The following is an 18,913-nucleotide window of genomic DNA, read 5'->3' on the forward strand; positions in this document are numbered from 1 at the left end:
GCACGACAACACAGGGCACATCACTCGTGGCGGAGAGTATCCGAATCGTGATGCTCAAGTTCAGCTCAGATGTAATGACGCTCGTCATCATGCATCACTAAGGTCTGCCAGACCGACGAGGATGGAGCACAGGCCGATGACCGAAGTCTCAGTGACCAAGGACGCCGCGCCGGCGACCGATGAGCTGGTCGTACTGGGAGGCGTGAACAAGCACTTCGGCGCGCTGCACGTGCTCCAGGACATCGACCTGACGATCACCCGCGGTGAGGTCGTGGTCGTCATCGGTCCTTCGGGGTCCGGCAAGTCCACGCTGTGCCGCACCATCAACCGGCTGGAGACGATCGATTCGGGCTCCATCACGGTGGACGGGAAGCCGCTTCCCCAGGAAGGGCGGGAACTGGCCCGGCTGCGTGCCGATGTGGGCATGGTCTTCCAGTCCTTCAATCTCTTCGCGCACAAGACCGTTCTGCAGAACGTGATGCTCGGACAGGTCAAGGTCCGCAAGACCGACAAGAAGGCGGCCGAGGACCGGGCGCGACAGCTGCTCGACCGGGTCGGCGTGGGCGTCCAGGCGGACAAGTACCCCGCGCAGCTCTCCGGCGGACAGCAGCAGCGGGTGGCCATCGCCCGCGCGCTGGCGATGGACCCCAAGGTCATGCTCTTCGACGAGCCCACCTCCGCGCTCGACCCGGAGATGATCAACGAGGTGCTGGAGGTCATGCAGCAGCTCGCCCGGGACGGCATGACGATGATCGTCGTCACGCACGAGATGGGCTTCGCCCGCTCCGCCGCCAACCGGGTCGTCTTCATGGCCGACGGACGGATCGTCGAGGAAGCGACGCCGGAGCAGTTCTTCAGCAATCCGCGCAGCGACCGCGCCAAGGACTTCCTCTCGAAGATCCTTCACCACTGACGTTGCCTGACGACCGACGACTTATGCCTGACGCCTGACGACGCAAGGGATGTCCCCATGAATATCCGTAAATCCGCCGCCGCCGGACTCGTCGTCCTGGCGCTGACCGCCTCCGTGACCGCCTGTGGCGGCAAGGAGGGCACGCCGACCGCGCCCGGCGCCAAGGCCACCACCGGCGCCGACGCCCCGAAGCTGCCGACGTACGCGCCGAAGACGGGCGTCACGCTCGACTCCGCCGTACTGAAGAAGGCACAGCAGCGCGGCAAGCTGGTCATCGGCGTCAAGTCCGACCAGCCGTTCCTGGGCTTCCAGCCGCCCGGCAGCAACGACCGCAACGGCTTCGACATCGAGATCGCCAAGATGGTCGCCGCCGACCTCGGCTTCGGTCCCGACAAGATCGAGTGGAAGACCTTCGACTCCAGCCTGCGCGTCCCGGCGATCAAGAAGGGCGACGCGGACTACTACGTCGGCACCTTCACGATCAACGACGCCCGCAAGAAGGACATCTCCTTCGCCGGCCCGTACTACATCGCCGGCCAGGACCTGCTCGTGGCCAAGAGCAACACCGACATCACCGGCCCGGACACCCTCAAGGGCAAGAAGGTCTGCAGCATCACCGGCTCCACGCCGCTGGAGCGGATCAAGGACCCGAAGTACGGAGCCGTCGTCAACGCGCTCGGCAAGTACTCGGACTGCGTGCAGCAGCTCCAGACCGGCCAGGTCGACGCGGTCACCACGGACGACGCGATCCTCAAGGGCTACGCGGCGCAGGCCCCCGGCAAGTTCCGGGTGGTCGGCAAGCAGTTCTCCCAGGAGCCGTACGGCGTCGGCCTCGCGCACGACGACAAGGTGCTGCGCGACGCGATCAGCGACGCGCTGAAGGCGCACCAGGACAACGGCGACTACAAGAAGGCCTACGACGCGACGCTGGGCCTGTCCGGCGCCCCGTACACCGCGCCGCCGGCCCTCGACCGCTACTGATCAGCCGACCCGCAGGCCGGCCGCCGCGGCACCGTCGTCCTGACGACGGGCCGCCGGCCGGCCGGCGGGCCGCAACGCCCTCGTGAGGCCAACCTCGATGCTGCTTCCCTCCGGGGCGCGACCCGTCGTACCCCCCGCACGCCCTGGACCGACGATGCCTTCCTGGCCTTCCTGCCAGACCCCAGCGAACCGGCGAGGTGAGCCACGATGAACGTGCTGTTCGACAATTTCGCCCTGTTCCGCCAGGGATTCTTCGGCACGCTGTCGCTCACCGGTGCCAGCGCGGTGCTCGCCCTGCTGCTCGGGGTGCTCATCGCCGCGTTCCGGGTCTCGCCGGTGCCCCCGCTGCGGGCCTTCGGCACGCTGTGGGTGACGCTGCTGCGCAACACCCCGCTGACGCTGCTGTTCCTCGTGGCCACCTTCATCGTGCCCGAGGTCCTCACGACCGGCCTCACCTCGTACCAGCTGGCGGTGCTCGCGCTCGGCTTCTACACCTCGGCGTTCGTCTGCGAGGCGGTGCGCTCCGGCGTCAACACCGTGCCGCTCGGACAGGCCGAGGCCGCGCGCAGCATCGGGATGACGTTCACCCAGATCCTGCGGCTGATCATCCTTCCGCAGGCGGCCCGTACGGTCATCGCGCCGGTCGGCAGCCTCATGATCGCGCTGACCAAGAACTCGGCGATCGCCGGTGCGTTCAGCGTCACGGAGCTGTTCTCCACGCAGAAGCTCCTGAGCGACCGGGGCCTCAACCTCACCGTGATCTTCATCTGGATCGCCCTCGCGTACCTGATCATCACGTTTGCGATCAGCGGCCTGTTCCGGCTGCTCGAGAACCGGCTGGCGGTGGCCCGATGACGGCGAGTGTGCTGTACGACGCCCCGGGTCCCAGGACCCGGCTGCGCAACCGGATCTACACGGTCATCGGCAGCCTGGCGCTCGCCGGGCTGCTGGTCTTCTTCGCCGTGCGGCTCAACTCCAAGGGCGAGTTCAAGTCCTACATGTGGGACCTGTTCCAGTACGCCGGGGTCCAGCAGCAGATCACGGACGGCGTGGTCGCCACCCTCAAGGCGTTCGCCCTCGCGGCGGTCTTCTCGCTGCTGCTGGCCACCGTGTTCGCCGCCGGACGGCTCTCGGACCACAAGCCGGTGCGGATCGCCGCCTCGGCCGCCGTGGAGTTCTTCCGCGCACTGCCGCTGATCATCATGATCTATCTGCTGTGGGCGACCGTCTTCGAGCCCTTCTGGGCCCTGGTCATCGGTCTGACGCTCTACAACGGCTCGGTCCAGGCGGAGATCTTCCGGGCCGGCATCAACTCCGTGCCCAAGGGTCAGAGCGAGGCCGCCTACGCGCTGGGCATGCGCAAGACCCAGGTCATGCTGACCATCCTGGTCCCGCAGGCCGTACGGGCCATGCTGCCCAGCATCATCAGCCAGCTCGTGGTGACCCTGAAGGACACCTCGCTCGGCTACCTGATCGCCTACACCGAACTGCTGTACGTCGGCCGGATCCTGGCGGGCAACACACCGACCCTCGGGAACTACCCGTACTTCCAGGTGCTGCTCGTCATCGGCACGATCTACATCGCGATGTGCATGCTGCTTTCCGCCATCGCCACCTGGGTCGAGAAGCGCGCCCGCCGCAGCCCGAAGGGCGCCCCGCCGGCCACGCCGGAGGCGGAGGCACTGGTCGCCACGGCGGAGTGACAGCGACATGAGGGCGGCGTGAGGCCGGAGTGACGGCAGCGGGGATGTGCCGTCATCCGCGCTGGAATTGACGGTGCGTCGGTGACGGAAGTGACGGTACGTCGGTTCGCGGAGTGACGGTGTGCCGGTTCGCACCGCGCCGACGTTCCGCCGTCACTTGACGCACGCACCCGCAGTGGATTGCATACGTATCGTGACTGCACATCTTCCGGGGACCGCCCTGTGGACCCGGTGATCGTCGCGGGGGCGGGCCCTGTGGGCCTCGCCCTCGCGCTCGCTCTGGCCAAACGCGGTGTCCCGACCATCGTCCTCGACGAAGCCGAGGGGCCGGCCGACGCCCGTGACGACCTGCGCCATCCACGCACCACCGTCCTGGGCGCGGATACCGCCGCCCTGCTGGAACGGCTCGGCTATCCGCAGGTGTACGCGGACGGCACCACCTGGACCGGGTGGCGCACCCTGCGCCGGCGGCAGGAGGTGCTGCGCGTCGACTTCGGCCCCGCGTCCGACGGCGAACCCGCCCGGCCGTCCCCGGTGCACATCTCCCAGCACCGGCTGGAACGGGGCCTGCGCCAGACCCTGCACGGCCACGGCCTCGTGCGGATCGTGACCGGCTCCCGCGTCGACGCGGTCGACGAGGACGCCACCGGCGTCACCGTGCACACCCGGGGCGCCGACCGCACCTGGTGGCGCGGCAGCTATCTGGTGGGCTGCGACGGGCCGCGTTCCACGGTCCGCAAGCTGCTCGCGGTGCGCTTCCCCGGGAAGACCGCCGTCGACCGGCACGCCGTCGCCGCGCTGCGCGTCGAGCTCCCGGAACCCGGTGTGGCGCTGCTGCACCGCGATCCCCCCGGCGCCGGTACCGGCCAGGAGGTGACGGCCCGTCCGCTGCCGGACGGCCTGTGGCGGTTCGACTGGCTGCTGCCCGCCCGGGGCGACCTGCTGACCGCCGATGAGCTGGTGACCCGGATCCGCTCCATCCTGACCACGTGGTGCGGCAGCGTCGTACCGTACGAACTGGCCGGCTCGGCCGAGTACCCGGTGCACCAGCGGCTCGCCCGCCGCTGGCGGGTGGGCCGGACGTTCCTCGCCGGCGACGCCGCCCATCTGATGGGCGCCCTGGGCGCCCAGGGCGTGGAGGAGGGCCTGCGGGACGCCGAGAACCTGTCCTGGAAGCTCGCGCTCGCCTGGCACGAGGGCGCGTCCGAGACCCTGCTCGACAGCTATCAGGCCGAGCGGCGCGAGGCGGTCGGCGCCCGACTGCGCGCCACCGACCAGGCTCTGCCGCTGGTACGCGCCGGCGGGACCTGGAACACGGTCCGCCATTCGCTGCTCTCCGGATCCGCCCGCGGGCACGCCGAGCTGCTGACCGACAGCCACCTCGGCCGGGGATCCGCCGCGTCCCCGCCGGTCTACGGCCGCTCGCCGCTCGCTCTGCCCGCGCCGCGGCCGGGCGGGGGCGGCAGTGGCGGCGGCAAGACCGCCGGGTCACCGCTGGTCGCCACCTGCGCCACTCCCCCGGGCGGGCTGGTCGTCGATGTGCCGGTGACGGCGCTGGACGGCACGGTCGGCCGGCTGCGGGACCGGCTGGGCCAGAACCTGCTGGTGATGCTGATCGCCCCGGGCACCGGTGTGTGGGACAGCCGGCACTGGCTGACGGCCGGTCTGATGCCGCGGCTCGCGTCGGCGGTCGCCGCACTGCCGATGAGCGCCGAGCTGCTGGTCGCCGAGAGCTATCCCGGTGCGACGGCGCACAGCGTGCTGCTGATCCGCCCGGACGGCCATCTGGTGACGGCGATGGTCGGCTGCCGCCCGGCCGAGCTGTACTCCTACGCGGACCTGGCCCGCGGCGGCCCCCCGCACCGGACCGCACCGCAGGACGAACCGGTCAGCGGCCGGACGCCCTAGGGCCAGTCCGTTCCCGGCCGATGAACGGCCGGGAGCGGGCGGGTGTGGGGGTCCGTCGCAGCGGGGCGTCATCCCAGCGGGTGGTACTCCAGGACATCGGGCTCGTCCTCGCCCTCCTGCTCCAGGGCCCTGCGGACCACCCGGAGGGCGAGGCCCTCCGGATAGCCCTTGCGGGCGAGCATTCCCGCGAGGCGGCGGAGCCGCTTGTCGCGTTCCAGCCCCCGGGTGGTCCGCAGCTTGCGGTCCACCAGCTCGCGGGCCCGCTCCTCCTCCTGGTCGGAGTCGAGCTGGCCCACCGCCTCGGTGACCAGCTCCGCGTCCACCCCACGGGTCTGGAGCTCCCTGGCCAGCGCCCGGCGGGCGAGGCCGCGCCCGCGGTGCCGGGACTCCACCCAGGCGTTGGCGAACGCCTGGTCGTCGATCAGGCCGGCTTCCTGGAACCGCTCCAGCAGCTGCTCCGCCACGTCGTCCGGGATCTCCCGCTTGCGCATCGCGTCGGCGAGCTGCTTACGCGTGCGGGGGTTCCCGGTGAGCAGGCGCAGGCACAACGCCCGCGCCTGCTCCTCCGGGCTGAGCGGCGGCTCTTTCGAGGCCCTCGACTCGGAAGAGCCGCCGCGATCGGGGTACCGACTCGCCACGGCCTCAGGCCTTGGCCGCGGTGGCCTTGGTCGCCTTCACCGTCTTGGGCGCCGGAACCTCGGCCTTGGCGGGATCGGCCGCCGGGCCCGCCGCGTCCGCGCCCGGCTCCACACTGGGGGCTACGGTCCGGACACCGATGCCGAGCTTGTCCTTGATCTTCTTCTCGATCTCGTCGGCGAGGTCCGGGTTGTCCCTGAGGAAGTTACGGGCGTTCTCCTTGCCCTGGCCGAGCTGGTCGCCCTCGTACGTGTACCAGGCACCGGCCTTGCGGACGAAGCCGTGCTCGACACCCATGTCGATCAGGCCACCCTCCTTGCTGATGCCGTGGCCGTAGAGGATGTCGAACTCCGCCTGCTTGAAGGGCGGTGCGACCTTGTTCTTGACGACCTTGACGCGGGTCCTGTTGCCGACCGCGTCCGTTCCGTCCTTGAGCGTCTCGATACGGCGGATGTCGAGCCGTACGGAGGCGTAGAACTTCAGCGCGCGGCCACCGGTGGTGGTCTCCGGCGAGCCGAACATCACACCGATCTTCTCGCGGAGCTGGTTGATGAAGATCGCCGTGGTGTTGGACTGGTGCAGCGCACCGGTGATCTTGCGCAGCGCCTGGCTCATCAGCCGGGCCTGCAGACCCACGTGCGAGTCACCCATCTCGCCCTCGATCTCGGCCCGCGGCACGAGGGCGGCCACGGAGTCGATCACGATGAGGTCGATCGCGCCGGAGCGGACCAGCATGTCCACGATCTCCAGCGCCTGCTCGCCGGTGTCCGGCTGGGAGAGCAGCAGGTTGTCCGTGTCGACACCGAGGGCCTTGGCGTACTCGGGGTCCAGCGCGTGCTCGGCGTCGACGAACGCCACCGTGCCGCCGGCCTTCTGCGCGTTGGCCACCGCGTGCAGCGTGAGGGTGGTCTTGCCGGAGGACTCCGGCCCGTACACCTCCACCACACGGCCACGCGGGAGACCGCCGACGCCGAGTGCCACGTCCAGTGCGGTCGACCCGGTGGGGATGACATCGATGGGGTCGTTCGGCTTGTCGCCGAGGCGCATGACCGCGCCCTTGCCGAACTGCCGTTCAATCTGTGCGAGCGCGGCGTCCAGCGCCTTCTCGCGGTCGTTACCTGCCATGGGCTCCACCCGGGATGTTTGAGTCGATCGCTTCACGTCCATGACGCTAGTCCCTGCCACTGACAATGCGCCTGGCCGTCGCTCCGAGCTGTGGAAAACCTCCGCGGATAACCGGCCCGGACCACCCATGAGAATGGATGTTCGATTTGCGTGTCAAGCGACACGCGGGGCCTCAGGTGCGATGTCTGCTCCGCAGCCAGGGCCGCCGCCGCGGCCCGTGCGCCCTCGGGTCCGTCACCGCGTACCGCTTCACGTACGCCCCGAAGAACCCCTGCAGCGTCGCGGTCACCGGGATCGCGACCAGCGCGCCGACCGCCCCCAGCAGCGCGGTACCGGCGATGACCGACCCGAAGGCGACGGCCGGGTGGATGTCCACGGTCCTCGCCGTGATCCGCGGCTGCAGCACGTAGTTCTCGAACTGCTGGTAGACCACGACGAAGCACAGCACCCACAGCGCGTCCCACGGATCCTCGGTGAACGCGATCAGCATCGGCAGCGCGCCCGCGAGATACGTCCCGACCGTCGGCACGAACTGCGACACCAGCCCCACCCACACCGCCAGCGCCGGGGCGTACGGCACCCCCAGCACCTGCAGCAGGACGTAGTGCGCGACGCCCGACACCAGGGCCATCAGCGCCCGCGAGTAGATGTACCCGCCCGTCTTGGCGACCGCGATCTCCCAGGCCCGCAGCACCTCCGCCTGCCGCGCAGGCGGCAGCACCGAGCACAGCGCCCGGCGCAGCCGCGGTCCGTCGGCCGCGAAGTAGAACGCGAACAGCACCACGGTGAGGAGCTGGAAGACGGCCCCGACGACCGTGGCCGACAGCCCCCACACGTTGCCCGCGCTGTTCTGCAGGTAGTTGCGCAGCCAGTCGGAGTGCAGCACGTTGTCCTGCAGCTTTCCGACGTCCAGCTTCGTGTGGAAGTTCCGGTTGAGCCACACCACGACGTCGTTCACGTACTGCGGGAAGTTGTCGGCGATCGTCGTGATCTGGTCCACGAGCAGCGAGCCGAGCGCCACCACGAACGCCGCGACCGCGATGATCGCCCCCAGCAGGACCAGCCCGGTGGCCACCCCGCGCCGCATCCCGCGCGCCGCCATCCAGTCCACCGCCGGCTCGATGGCCAGCGCGCCGAAGAACGCGATCAGGATGTTGATCAGCAGCCCGGTCACCTGGTGGAACGCCCAGCCGGCCAGCTGGAAGCAGCCCACCAGCGCCAGCGCCAGCAGCATCGCGCGCGGCAGCCACTGCGGCATCCCCGCACGCGGAGCCGGTGGCTCCTCCTCCTGAACGGTGCTTTCGCCGGTTCCTGACACGAACCCCAGTCTGAACGCGCGGGGCGGAAAGTCCGGGACCAACCCTCCGCGGTCTCAGCGCCGTCCGGCCGGCACATCCATCGCCGTACAGACCGCGCGCCACACGTCCTTGGCCTCCCACCCCGAGTCCAGCGCCTCCCGCACCGTCCGCCCGCCGAGCTCCGCCATCACATGATCCCGGGCGAACGAATCCGCATACCCCTCCCCGAACTGCACCCGCATCCGCTCCCAGAACACCGTCAACTTCATGCGCCCAGTATCCCGCGCCGCGAGAGGTGCGAAGGGGGGTCGGGCGGACGGGGGCGGAGGGTGAGCGCGAGGTGCGGGGTGCTGGGGCGGGTGTTGCAATGGCCGCAGGGCGCCGAGGCCCGTGGTGAGGAGAGGTGATGAGCGGCATCCCCATCACGCGGCAGCGCCGGCGGATTCTGGTGGGACGGCTGCTCCGCTCGGCGGCCTCGGCCGCGGTGCTCACCTGGATGTACTACCTGATGCCCCTGGACCGCGCACTCAACGCCACCACCGCCGTTCTGCTCACCCTGGGTCTGATCGCCTTCGGCAGCCTGATCGCCTGGCAGGTCGCCGCCGTCACTCATGCGGCGTATCCCGGGCTGCGCGCCATCGAGGCGCTGGCCACCGCCGTGCCGCTGTTCCTGCTGCTGTTCGCCTCGACGTACTTCCTGGTCGCCAGGGACCGGCCGTCGTCGTTCTCGGAGCCACTGAACCGGACCGACGCGCTCTACTTCACCGTCACGGTGTTCGCGACGGTCGGCTTCGGGGACATCACGCCCGTCAGCGAGCTCGGCCGTGTGCTGACCACGGTGCAGATGATCGCCGATCTGATCCTGGTGGGCCTGATCGCGAAAGTTCTCTTCGGCGCGGTCCGGATCGGGCTGCGGCGGCGGGAGACGGCATCGCACTCCCCGTCGGAACTCCCGGAGGACGGCCCATGACGGAACCGCAACCCCGGCCGGCCGCAGCCGACGGTGCGGCGCAGCCGGAGGAACCGGACCTGCTGCGGGGCATCCTACTGACGCCGGGCTACCTCAAGTCGCTCGTCTTCTGTGCCCTCATCGGCATCCCGGTGTCCCTCGCCGCGTTCTGGTTCCTCGTCGGGATGCACGAGTTCGGACACGTGCTGTGGGCCGACATCCCGCACGCCTGGGGCTGGGACACCGCTCCCTGGTGGTGGCCGCTGCCCCTCCTGGCGATCGCCGGTGTCTGCGTCGGCCTGATCGCCACGCACCTGCCGGGCGCAGGCGGCCACATCCCCTCCTCCGGTCTGCACGTCGGAGGCGCGTCGCCCATCGCGCTGCCCGGTGTGCTGCTCGCCGCGATGGCGAGTCTGCCGTTCGGCGCGGTCCTGGGACCCGAGGCGCCGCTGATCGCGCTCGGCAGCGGCCTGGCGCCGCTCTTCAGGAACCTCGTCCGGGGCGCGGCGACCCCGCAGAGCACGGCCCTCCTGGCCGCGGCCGGCGCCGCCGCGGCCATCGCGGCCATCTTCGGCAACCCGCTGATCGCGGCCGTGCTGCTCATCGAGGTGGCGGGCATCGGCGGTCCGCGGCTGTTCGCCGTCATGCTGCCCGCCCTGCTGTCCAGTGGCGTGGGGGCACTGGTGTTCACCGGCTTCGGACGGTGGACCGGGCTGCAGACCGGCAGCCTGGCGCTGAAGCTGCCCACCCCCTTTCCCCGGCTGGACGCGGGGGACGTCCTCTGGTCGCTGCTCATGGCCGTGGCCATCGGCACCCTCGTGCACCTGGTGCTGGGCACGGGCCGGCTGACCGCGGCGTTCGTCGCGGTACGGACGTTCCCCCGGACCGTGCTGTGCGCACTGGGCGCCGCGGCCTGCGCCGCCCTCTACGCGCTGATCACCGACCGCACGCCCGAGGAGGTCGCCTCGTCGGGCCAGGCCACACTGAGCGCGATGGCCACCGACCCGCACGCCTGGGGGATCGGGGCGCTCGTCGCCATCCTGCTGTTCAAGGGTGTTGCGTACGCGCTCTGTCTGGGCAGCCTGCGCGGCGGCCCGATCTTCCCCGCGCTCTTCCTGGGAGCCGCCGCGGGCGTCCTGTGCGCGCCTCTTCCGGGCCTGGGGCTCGTTCCGGCCCTGGCGGCGGGAATGGCGGCCTCGGCGGCCAGCGCCCTGCGGCTGCCGGTCAGCAGCGTGGTGCTCGTGGTCCTGCTGCTCGGCAGCTCCGCCATGATGCCGGTGGTGATCCTGGCGGCCGTCGTCGCCTTCGTCACCACGGAGCTGCTGCCTTCCTGGCCCGGTCCTGCACCGGCCGCCCCGGTCCCCGCCCCGTCCCCGTCCCCGGCTCCCGGAGCACAGCAGGGCCCGACGAAGGCCTGAGGAGCGCGCCGGAGACGTCAACTTCGGGGCGGGAGGATCCCGCACATGGGGGCTTGGGGTCGCACGGCCGGGTGCTCCCTCGTGACAGGCGTATGCAGTGCGCGGAAGGCGCCCTACTGTGCGGACATGCCAGGAACTCCCCTCGCGCGCGCCGAGCACTTCGTGTGGCTGACCGCGCGCGTGCTCGAGCAGCGCAGGTTCACCCACCACTTCCTCGACGGTTCGGACGCGGCGGTCGAGGCGGTCGAGACCGCGCTGAACGCGTACCGCAATGACGACGGCGGCTTCGGGCACGCCCTGGAGCCGGATCTGCGGGGGCCGGTGAGCCAGCCGCTGCACACGGCCCACGCGCTGCGCGTACTCGATGGGATCGGGCGGTGCGGGGGGCAGCGGGCGGAGCGGGTGTGCCGGTATCTGACGGAGGTGTCGACGGCGGAGGGAGCGCTGCCCGCGGTGCATCCGTCGCTGCGGGGCTATCCGGCGGCACCGTGGATCCCGGTCGTCGAGGCGCCGAAGGGCGCGCTGCTCGCGACGGGTCCTGTGGTGGGAACGCTGCACGGCAACGGGGTGTGGCACGCGTGGCTGTTCCGGGCCACGGACTTCTGCTGGGCGGCGATCGAGGCGCTGGACGCGACGCATCCGTACGAGGTCGAGGCGGCGGTGGCGTTCCTGGACGCCGTCCCCGACCGGGCGCGGGCGCGGGACGCGGCGCACCGGCTGGGGAAGCTGGTGCGCGAGCAGCAGCTGGTGGTGCTGGATCCGGACCGCGCGGACCGGTATCCGCTGCCCGCCGGATACGCGCCGGGCGAGTACCACTTCGCGTACGACTACGCGCGTGGCCCGGATTCGCTGGCCCGGCAGTGGTTCACCGACGCCGAGCTGGAGCGGTCGCTGGACTTCCTGGCAGCGGAGCAGGGCGAGGACGGCGGCTGGCCGATGCGCTGGCGCGCGTGGGCGCCGGGCACCCGGCTGGAGTGGCGGCCGATCATCACCATCGAGGCCCTGCGGACTCTGCGCGCCTACGGACGCCCCATCATCTGAAACGTGTTCGGGTGGTTCGCTCAGCCGGTCAGGGCCCGTACGGCGGCGGTCACCAGGACCGCCGCGCCGATGACGACCAGGAACGGCGCGCGCAGCAGCAGCGCCACCGCCGCGGCGGCGAGCCCGGCCGCGCGGGCGTCGACGACGAGTTTCAGCTCGCTGGTGCTGAACGTCTGCAGCGCGGTGAGGGCGGCGAGCAGGGCGAGCGGGACGAGGGCGGCGAGCCGCTTCACCAGCGGCCGCTCCAGGATCCCGGCGGGCACGGAGAGGCCGAGCAGCTTCACCGCGTAGCAGCCGAAGGCGGTCACACCGATCGCGATCCAGGTGGTCATCGGTCCTTCTCCGTCCGCTGTGCGGTGGTGGTGGTAGCCGTGGTGGCAGTGGTGGCCTTGGTTGCAGCGGTGGCCTCGATGGCGTCCTCGCGTGCCGTCCCGCGGCGCCCGGCGACCAGGACGATCGGTGCGGCGAGAGCCGCGACGAGTACCGGCACCCCGGCGGGCAGCAGCGGCAGACAGGCCAGGGCGAGGATGACGGCGAGCCCGGCCACCGTGCGCTCACGGCGGCCCTTCAGCATGGGCGCGAGCAGCGCGAGGAAGACGGCGGGACCTGCCGCGTCCAGCCCCCAGCCGGCCGGATCGCCCAGCGCGGAGGCGCCGAGCGCGCCCAGGAGCGTGGTCAGGTTCCACAGCAGGTAGATGGTGACGCCGGTGACGGTGAAGCCGAGCCGCGCGCTGCGCCGGTCGGGCTGCGCCAGGGTCACGGCGGAGGTCTCGTCGATCACCCACTGGGCGGCGAACGGGCGCACGGCCCGGGGGAGGCGCAGCAGCTGAGACAGCCGCAGCCCGTAGAACGCGTTGCGCGCGCCGAGGAAGAACGCGCCGGCGGCCGCCGCGAACGGGCTGCCGCCCGCACCCAGCGCGCCGACCAGGGCGAACTGCGAGGCGCCGCTGAAGACCAGCAGGGAGAGCGCGCAGGTCTGCGCGACCGTCAGCCCTGCCCCGGCCGACGTCACGCCGAAGGCGAACCCCGACAGGCCGACGGCGACTCCGACGGCCAGCGCGTCACGGACCACGGCGGACGTCGGCCGCGTCGGCAGCTCCGACGGCTCCGACGCATCCGGGGACTCGGACGCCTCCGGGGACTCCGCCGGCTCCGCCTGAGAACTGGGTATGTGTGCTGCTCCTGTCACTCAACGAACGTTATGGAGCGAGGTCCTCGCCTGTCTTGTACGTTCTTGCGCGTTCGCGCCGGTAGGCGCCCGGGGGTACGCCCACGATGCGCGTGAAGTGCCGGTTCAGATGCGGCTGGTCGGTAAACCCCACCGCGAGTGCCGCTTCGGCGGGCGGGGTCCCCGTGTCGAGCATCCGGCGCGCCGCCCGCACCCGCTCGCCGGTCAGCCAGGCGTGCGGCGGCAGCCCGTAGGCGCCCTTGAACGCGCGCAGCAGCGCGAACGGCTTGGTGCCCAGTTCCGCGGCCAGCTGGTCCAGCGTCGGCGGGCACGCGATCCGCTCGACGAGCAGTTCCCTGGCCCGGCCGGCGGCGAGCGCACCGGCGGACGGCAGCGCGCCCGGCGCGGCCGGGTCCGCGCCGTAGCGGCGCAGCAGCCTGGCGACGGCGAGCCGCAGCAGGGTGTCGGCCGCGAGCGCGTTGTCTCGTTCCGCGGCGGCGTGGATGTCCGCGATCAGCCGGGCGCAGTCCGGGTCGTCGAGGACGGTGTCGGTGAACGCCGGGGTGCCGTGGGTGCCGTTCCGGCCGGTCGTCTCGGCCGCGACGGCCGCCACCACGTCGATGCTCGGGTAGAGGACGCGATAGCTCCAGCCGTCCGCCGTCCCCGCGTACGCGGAGTGCGGGGTCTCGGGATTGATGAGGACGACCCCGCCCGCGCCCGCGCGGAGGTCGCCGCCGGGCATGCCGATGCCCTCGACGCCCTTGGTGACCGTCGCGATCACGTATCCGTCGTGGGAGTGCCGGGAGAACGTGTGGCTGACGTACCGGGCGCGCAGCAGGTCCACGCCCGGCAGCTGCGGGTGCTGCCAGTGCCGTGCCTGCTCGGGTGCCGGTTCGCGTCGTGCCATGAACCCATTCTGCGTCCGGGCCGGGAACCCCGCGGAACGGCCCCGGCTCGGGTCCCGGCTCGCCTTCCGACGCGGGTTCCGACGCGGGTCCCGGCGCGGGTCCCGGGGCCGTTGTCAGTGGGGCGGGGCAGGATGGGGACATGTCGCGACGGAGCAGTCAGGGCAAGCCGGAACCGGAAGAGGACCCGGCCGCCGCCCTGGAGGCGTTCTCCCCGGCCACCCGCGCGTGGTTCACGGGAGCCTTCAGCGCGCCCACCGCCGCCCAGGCCGGTGCCTGGCGGGCGATCGGCGAGGGTTCCGACGTCCTGGTGGTCGCGCCGACCGGCTCCGGCAAGACGCTGGCCGCGTTCCTGGCCTCGCTGGACCGGCTGGCGAGCGTCCCGCCGCCCGCCGAGACCCAGCGCCGCTGCCGGGTGCTGTACGTGTCCCCGCTCAAGGCCCTCGCGGTCGATGTGGAGCGCAATCTGCGCAGCCCGCTCACGGGTCTGCGTCAGGAGTCCGTCCGGCTCGGTCTGCCCGAGCCCGAGGTCCGGGTCGGGATCCGCTCGGGGGACACCCCCGCCGCCGAACGCCGCACCCTGGTCACCCGCCCGCCGGACATCCTGATCACCACCCCCGAATCGCTCTTCCTGATGCTCACCTCGGCCGCCCGCGAGGCGCTGCGCGGTGTGGAGACGGTGATCCTGGACGAGGTGCACGCCGTCGCCGGCACGAAGCGGGGGGCCCATCTGGCCCTGTCGCTGGAGCGGCTGGACGAGCTGCTGGACCGGCCCGCCCGGCGGATCGGGCTGTCCGCGACGGTCCGGCCGGTCGAGGAGATCGCCCGCTATCTGTCGCCGCAGCGCAAGGTGACGATCGTCCAGCCGGCGTCGCAGAAGAAGTTCGACCTGTCGGTGGTCGTGCCCGTCGAGGACCTGGGCGAGCTGGGCGGCTCCCCCGTCGCGGATCACAGCGGGCCCGCGGCCGGAGCGGAGCAGCGGGCGTCGATCTGGCCGCATGTGGAGGAGCGGATCGCCGATCTGGTGCAGGCGCACCGCTCGACGATCGTGTTCGCCAACTCCCGCCGGCTGGCCGAGCGGCTGTGCAACCGCCTCAACGAGATCGCCTACGAGCGGGCCACCGGCGAACCGCTGCCCGACACCTCGCCGCCGGCCGAGATCATGGCCCAGTCGGGCGCCGCTCAGGGCGCGCCGCCGCTGATGGCCCGTGCGCACCACGGGTCGGTGTCCAAGGAGCAGCGCGCCCTCGTCGAGGAGGACCTCAAGGCCGGGCGGCTGCCCGCCGTGGTCGCGACGTCCAGTCTGGAACTGGGCATCGACATGGGCGCGGTCGATCTCGTCATCCAGGTGGAGTCACCGCCGTCCGTCGCCTCCGGGCTGCAGCGCGTCGGCCGGGCCGGGCACCAGGTGGGTGCCGTGTCGACGGGCGTGGTCTTCCCCAAGTACCGCGGTGACCTCGTGCAGGCGGCGGTCGTCACCGAGCGGATGCGGACCGGCTCCATCGAGTCCCTGCGCGTGCCGGCGAATCCGTTGGACGTCCTGGCGCAGCAGATCGTCGCCATGACCGCGCTCGACACCTGGGACGTGGACGAGCTGCTCGCCCTGGTGCGCCGGGCGGCGCCCTTCGCGGCGCTCCCGCACTCGGCGTACACGGCGGTGCTCGACATGCTGGGCGGCCGCTACCCCTCCGACGCCTTCGCCGAGCTGCGGCCGCGCATCGTCTGGGACCGGGTGGCGAACACGGTCGCCGGCCGCCCCGGAGCGCAGCGGCTGGCCGTGACCTCCGGCGGCACCATCCCGGACCGCGGGCTGTTCGGTGTGTTCCTGGCCGGCTCCGACCCGAAGAAGGGCGGCGGCCGGGTCGGTGAGCTGGACGAGGAGATGGTCTACGAGTCGCGGGTCGGCGATGTCTTCACGCTGGGCACCACCTCCTGGCGGATCGAGGACATCACCCGCGACCGGGTGCTCGTCTCGCCCGCGCCCGGGGTGCCGGGCCGGCTCCCCTTCTGGAAGGGCGACCAGCTGGGCCGCCCGCTGGAGCTCGGCCGGGCGGTGGGCGCGTTCGTCCGCGAGGTCGGGCGGCTGGGGCCCGAGGAGGCCCGCGAACGGCTGGCCGCGGCCGGGCTCGACACCTGGGCGACGGACAACGTGCTGGCCTATCTGTCGGAGCAGCGGCAGGCCTGCGGCCACATCCCCGACGACCGGACCATCGTCGTGGAGCGGTTCCGTGACGAGCTGGGCGACTGGCGGGTGGTGGTGCACTCCCCCTTCGGCGCGCAGGTGCACGCACCCTGGGCGCTGGCGCTGGGCGCCCGCCTCATGGAGCGGTACGGGCTGGACGCCCAGGTGATGCACGCCGACGACGGCATCGTGCTGCGACTGCCGGACGCGGATCTCATGGGTCTCGATCTGCTCGACACCGACACCAGCACCGGATTTGGCACCGGCACCGACACAAGCACAGGCAGCGACCCGGTCCGGGCGGGCGCGGAGTTCGACAGCGACCGGTCGCCGGTCGGCGCCGCGGACGTCGCCTTCGACAAGGGCGAGGTCGAGCAGCTGGTCACCGACCAGGTCGGCGGCTCCGCCCTGTTCGCCTCCCGCTTCCGCGAGTGCGCGGCCCGCGCCCTGCTGCTGCCCCGGCGCTCCCCCGGCAAGCGCACCCCGCTGTGGCAGCAGCGCCAGCGCGCCGCCCAGCTCCTCCAGGTCGCCTCGGACTTCGGCTCCTTCCCGATCGTCCTCGAAGCGGTCCGCGAGTGCCTGCAGGACGTCTTCGACGTGCCGGGTCTCGTCGAGCTGATGGGTGACATCGAGGCGCGCCGGGTGCGGTTGGTGGAGGTCACCACGCCCGAGCCCTCCCCCTTCGCCCGCTCGCTGCTCTTCGGCTACGTCGCACAGTTCCTCTACGAGGGGGACTCGCCGCTCGCCGAGCGCCGCGCCGCAGCCCTGTCGCTGGACTCCCGGCTGCTGGCCGAGCTGCTGGGCCAGGCCGAGCTGCGCGAGCTGCTGGACGGCGATGTCCTGGCCGAGCTGGAGCAGGAGCTGCAGTGGCTGACGGAGGACCGCCGGGTCAAGGACGCCGAAGGAGTCGCCGACCTGCTGCGGCTCCTCGGACCGCTCACCGAGGCCGAGTTGGCGGCGCGCGGCGCCGAGCCGGACTGGGCGGCGCACCTGGAGTCGGCGCGCCGCGCGATCCGGGTCCGGATCGCCGGCGGCGAGCACTGGGCGGCGGTCGAGGACGCCGGGCGGCTGCGGGACGCGCTGGGTACGGCACTGCCCGTCGGAGTCCCCGAGGCCTTCACCGAGCCGGTCAAGGACCCGCTCGGCGATCTGCTCGCCCGGTTCGCCCGCACCCACGGTCCGTTCACCTCCGTCGAGGCGGCGCGGCGGTTCGGTCTCGGCACGGCCGTGGTGGACGGTCTGCTGCAGCGGCTCGCCGCGGGCGGCCGCGTCGTCCAGGGCGAGTTCCGGCCGGGCGGCGCCGGCCACGAATGGTGCGACGCGGCGGTGCTGCGCCGGCTGCGGCGCCGCTCGCTGGCCGCGCTGCGGCACGAGGTGGAACCGGTGCCGCCCGCCACCCTGGCCACGTTCCTCCCCCAGTGGCAGCACGTCGGCACCCACAGCCTGCGCGGAATCGACGGGCTGGTCCGGGCCGTCGAGCAGCTGCAGGGCGCCGAGGTGCCCGCCTCCGCGCTGGAGAAGCTCGTGCTGCCGTCCCGGGTCTCCGGCTACACCCCGGCGATGCTGGACGAGCTGACCGCCTCCGGTGAGGTCCTGTGGTCCGGTGCGGGGGCGCTGCCCGGCAAGGACGGCTGGGTCTCGCTCCATCTCGCCGACACCGCTCCGCTGCTGCTCAAGGAGCCCCAGCCGCTCGAGCTCTCGCCGCTGCACCAGGCCGTCCTCGGCGCCCTGTCCGGCGGCTACGGGCTGTTCTTCCGGCAGATCGCCGACCAGGCGCGGGCCGCGGGTGAGGCCCCGTCCGACCCCGAGCTGGCGGACGCCGTCTGGGATCTGGCGTGGTCCGGGCGGCTGACCAACGACACCCTGGCCCCGCTGCGCGCCCTGCTCGGTTCCGGGCGCACCGCCGGGTCCACCGCGCACCGCGCACCGCGTTCGGTCCCCCGCGGGCGCTACGGTTCCCTCACCGGCCGGGTGCCACGCGCGACCGCGTCCCGCACCGGGCCCCCGACGACGGCGGGCCGCTGGTCGCTCGTCCCGCCCCCGGAGTCCGACCCGACACTGCGCGCCCACGCCCTGGTCCACACCCTGCTGGACCGCCATGGTGTCGTCACCCGCGGGGCGGTCGCCGCCGAAGGCGTCGAGGGCGGCTTCTCCGCCGCCTACCGGGTGCTGTCGGCCTTCGAGGAGACCGGCCAGACCCGGCGCGGATACGTGGTCGAAGGGCTCGGCGCCGCACAGTTCGCGATGGACGGCGCGGTCGACCGGCTGCGCGCCATCAACACCGCCCGCGACCGCGAGGAAGGCGCCCGCACCGGCCAGCGGGCCGTCGTCCTCGCCGCCGCCGACCCCGCCAACGCGTACGGCGCCGCCCTGCCCTGGCCAGCGCAGCCCGACGGCGTCACCCACAAGCCGGGCCGCAAGGCGGGCGCCCTGGTGGTCCTCGTCGACGGCGAGCTGGCCCTGTACGTGGAACGCGGCGGGAAGACGCTGCTCGCCTGGCCCGACGAGGAGGAGCGGCTGCGGGCCGCCGCGGACGCCCTCGCGCTGGCGGTCCGGGAGGGCGCGCTCGGCCGGCTCACCGTGGAGCGCACCAACGGGGAGTCGGCCCTCACCTCACCGCTGGGCCGCGCCCTGGAGACCGCGGGCTTCCACGCCACTCCGCGCGGTCTGCGGCTGCGGGGATGAT

At 72.3% G+C, this 18,913-nt stretch carries 16 protein-coding genes; 9 read left to right on the forward strand and 7 right to left on the reverse strand.

Annotation, left to right across the window (positions count from 1 at the left end):
- The first annotated feature begins 136 nt into the window (after nucleotides 1–136).
- The 5 genes from LNW73_RS07705 (at nucleotide 137) to LNW73_RS07725 (ending at nucleotide 5,505) form a co-directional block, all read left to right on the forward strand.
- Nucleotides 137–913, forward strand: coding sequence for an amino acid ABC transporter ATP-binding protein (locus LNW73_RS07705; protein ID WP_250978055.1), 777 nt, complete (start codon nucleotides 137–139; stop codon nucleotides 911–913).
- 57 nt (nucleotides 914–970) lie between these two features.
- Complete coding sequence (locus tag LNW73_RS07710; RefSeq protein WP_250978054.1) at nucleotides 971–1,894, forward strand: glutamate ABC transporter substrate-binding protein; 924 nt, start codon at nucleotides 971–973, stop codon at nucleotides 1,892–1,894.
- Between the two features lie 207 nt (nucleotides 1,895–2,101).
- Nucleotides 2,102–2,749: an amino acid ABC transporter permease gene (locus LNW73_RS07715; RefSeq protein WP_250978053.1), complete on the forward strand. Its 648-nt coding sequence runs from the start codon at nucleotides 2,102–2,104 to the stop codon at nucleotides 2,747–2,749.
- Nucleotides 2,746–3,597, forward strand: a complete 852-nt coding sequence (locus tag LNW73_RS07720) for an amino acid ABC transporter permease (protein ID WP_250989435.1) — start codon at nucleotides 2,746–2,748, stop codon at nucleotides 3,595–3,597. The genes LNW73_RS07715 and LNW73_RS07720 overlap by 4 nt, the downstream gene beginning before the upstream one ends.
- Before the next feature lie 222 nt (nucleotides 3,598–3,819).
- The gene (locus LNW73_RS07725; RefSeq protein ID WP_250989436.1) at nucleotides 3,820–5,505 is read left to right on the forward strand and encodes an FAD-dependent monooxygenase; all 1,686 of its coding nucleotides are present in this window, start codon (nucleotides 3,820–3,822) and stop codon (nucleotides 5,503–5,505) included.
- Nucleotides 5,506–5,573: 68 nt separating this feature from the next.
- Here the strand turns inward: LNW73_RS07725 and recX are convergent, their stop codons facing one another.
- The 4 genes from recX to LNW73_RS07745 all read right to left on the reverse strand — a co-directional run bounded on the left by recX (nucleotide 5,574) and on the right by LNW73_RS07745 (nucleotide 8,833).
- On the reverse strand, nucleotides 5,574–6,143 hold the full coding sequence (gene recX, locus LNW73_RS07730; RefSeq protein ID WP_250978050.1) for a recombination regulator RecX: 570 nt from the start codon (nucleotides 6,141–6,143) through the stop codon (nucleotides 5,574–5,576).
- A gap of 4 nt (nucleotides 6,144–6,147) precedes the next feature.
- Nucleotides 6,148–7,266: a recombinase RecA gene (recA, locus tag LNW73_RS07735; RefSeq protein ID WP_250978049.1), complete on the reverse strand. Its 1,119-nt coding sequence runs from the start codon at nucleotides 7,264–7,266 to the stop codon at nucleotides 6,148–6,150.
- A 172-nt stretch (nucleotides 7,267–7,438) separates the two neighbouring features.
- Nucleotides 7,439–8,524 carry an AI-2E family transporter gene (locus LNW73_RS07740; RefSeq protein WP_250992845.1) on the reverse strand — a complete coding sequence of 362 codons (1,086 nt, stop codon included), beginning with the start codon at nucleotides 8,522–8,524 and terminating at the stop codon, nucleotides 7,439–7,441.
- 114 nt (nucleotides 8,525–8,638) lie between these two features.
- The gene (locus LNW73_RS07745; RefSeq protein ID WP_250989437.1) at nucleotides 8,639–8,833 is read right to left on the reverse strand and encodes a DUF3046 domain-containing protein; all 195 of its coding nucleotides are present in this window, start codon (nucleotides 8,831–8,833) and stop codon (nucleotides 8,639–8,641) included.
- A gap of 137 nt (nucleotides 8,834–8,970) precedes the next feature.
- Here LNW73_RS07745 and LNW73_RS07750 point away from each other — a divergent pair, with 137 nt between their 5' ends.
- The 3 genes from LNW73_RS07750 to LNW73_RS07760 all read left to right on the forward strand — a co-directional run bounded on the left by LNW73_RS07750 (nucleotide 8,971) and on the right by LNW73_RS07760 (nucleotide 11,972).
- The gene (locus LNW73_RS07750; RefSeq protein WP_250989438.1) at nucleotides 8,971–9,534 is read left to right on the forward strand and encodes a potassium channel family protein; all 564 of its coding nucleotides are present in this window, start codon (nucleotides 8,971–8,973) and stop codon (nucleotides 9,532–9,534) included.
- A complete protein-coding gene (locus LNW73_RS07755; protein WP_250989439.1) occupies nucleotides 9,531–10,931 on the forward strand; it encodes a chloride channel protein in 1,401 nt (466 codons plus the stop codon). Before LNW73_RS07750 ends, LNW73_RS07755 begins: the two co-directional genes overlap by 4 nt.
- 126 nt (nucleotides 10,932–11,057) lie before the next feature.
- A complete protein-coding gene (locus tag LNW73_RS07760; protein ID WP_250989440.1) occupies nucleotides 11,058–11,972 on the forward strand; it encodes a hypothetical protein in 915 nt (304 codons plus the stop codon).
- 20 nt (nucleotides 11,973–11,992) lie between these two features.
- Here the strand turns inward: LNW73_RS07760 and LNW73_RS07765 are convergent, their stop codons facing one another.
- The 3 genes from LNW73_RS07765 to LNW73_RS07775 form a co-directional block, all read right to left on the reverse strand.
- The gene (locus tag LNW73_RS07765) at nucleotides 11,993–12,304 is read right to left on the reverse strand and encodes an AzlD domain-containing protein (RefSeq protein WP_138358577.1); all 312 of its coding nucleotides are present in this window, start codon (nucleotides 12,302–12,304) and stop codon (nucleotides 11,993–11,995) included.
- The gene (locus tag LNW73_RS07770; protein WP_250992846.1) at nucleotides 12,301–13,068 is read right to left on the reverse strand and encodes an AzlC family ABC transporter permease; all 768 of its coding nucleotides are present in this window, start codon (nucleotides 13,066–13,068) and stop codon (nucleotides 12,301–12,303) included. Before LNW73_RS07770 ends, LNW73_RS07765 begins: the two co-directional genes overlap by 4 nt.
- 103 nt (nucleotides 13,069–13,171) lie before the next feature.
- Nucleotides 13,172–14,047: an AraC family transcriptional regulator gene (locus LNW73_RS07775; RefSeq protein WP_250989441.1), complete on the reverse strand. Its 876-nt coding sequence runs from the start codon at nucleotides 14,045–14,047 to the stop codon at nucleotides 13,172–13,174.
- Between the two features lie 140 nt (nucleotides 14,048–14,187).
- Between LNW73_RS07775 and LNW73_RS07780 the strand changes: the two genes are divergently transcribed.
- On the forward strand, nucleotides 14,188–18,912 hold the full coding sequence (locus LNW73_RS07780) for an Lhr family ATP-dependent helicase (RefSeq protein WP_250989442.1): 4,725 nt from the start codon (nucleotides 14,188–14,190) through the stop codon (nucleotides 18,910–18,912).
- The last annotated feature ends 1 nt before the right edge of the window (nucleotide 18,913 follow it).

It is taken from the genome of Streptomyces sp. RKAG337 (assembly GCF_023701715.1).
In the GTDB taxonomy this organism is placed as follows: domain Bacteria; phylum Actinomycetota; class Actinomycetes; order Streptomycetales; family Streptomycetaceae; genus Actinacidiphila.

Bases quoted from the DNA above. Each gene is read 5' to 3' on its own strand.
- LNW73_RS07705 (WP_250978055.1), top strand. From the start codon at position 137: ATGACCGAAGTCTCAGTGACCAAGGACGCCGCGCCGGCGACCGATGAG.
- LNW73_RS07710 (WP_250978054.1), top strand. From the start codon at position 971: ATGAATATCCGTAAATCCGCCGCCGCCGGACTCGTCGTCCTGGCGCTG.
- LNW73_RS07715 (WP_250978053.1), top strand. From the start codon at position 2,102: ATGAACGTGCTGTTCGACAATTTCGCCCTGTTCCGCCAGGGATTCTTC.
- LNW73_RS07720 (WP_250989435.1), top strand. From the start codon at position 2,746: ATGACGGCGAGTGTGCTGTACGACGCCCCGGGTCCCAGGACCCGGCTG.
- recA (WP_250978049.1), bottom strand. From the start codon at position 7,266: ATGGCAGGTAACGACCGCGAGAAGGCGCTGGACGCCGCGCTCGCACAG.
- LNW73_RS07740 (WP_250992845.1), bottom strand. From the start codon at position 8,524: ATGCCGCAGTGGCTGCCGCGCGCGATGCTGCTGGCGCTGGCGCTGGTG.
- LNW73_RS07745 (WP_250989437.1), bottom strand. From the start codon at position 8,833: ATGAAGTTGACGGTGTTCTGGGAGCGGATGCGGGTGCAGTTCGGGGAG.
- LNW73_RS07750 (WP_250989438.1), top strand. From the start codon at position 8,971: ATGAGCGGCATCCCCATCACGCGGCAGCGCCGGCGGATTCTGGTGGGA.
- LNW73_RS07755 (WP_250989439.1), top strand. From the start codon at position 9,531: ATGACGGAACCGCAACCCCGGCCGGCCGCAGCCGACGGTGCGGCGCAG.
- LNW73_RS07760 (WP_250989440.1), top strand. From the start codon at position 11,058: ATGCCAGGAACTCCCCTCGCGCGCGCCGAGCACTTCGTGTGGCTGACC.
- LNW73_RS07765 (WP_138358577.1), bottom strand. From the start codon at position 12,304: ATGACCACCTGGATCGCGATCGGTGTGACCGCCTTCGGCTGCTACGCG.
- LNW73_RS07775 (WP_250989441.1), bottom strand. From the start codon at position 14,047: ATGGCACGACGCGAACCGGCACCCGAGCAGGCACGGCACTGGCAGCAC.
- LNW73_RS07780 (WP_250989442.1), top strand. From the start codon at position 14,188: ATGTCGCGACGGAGCAGTCAGGGCAAGCCGGAACCGGAAGAGGACCCG.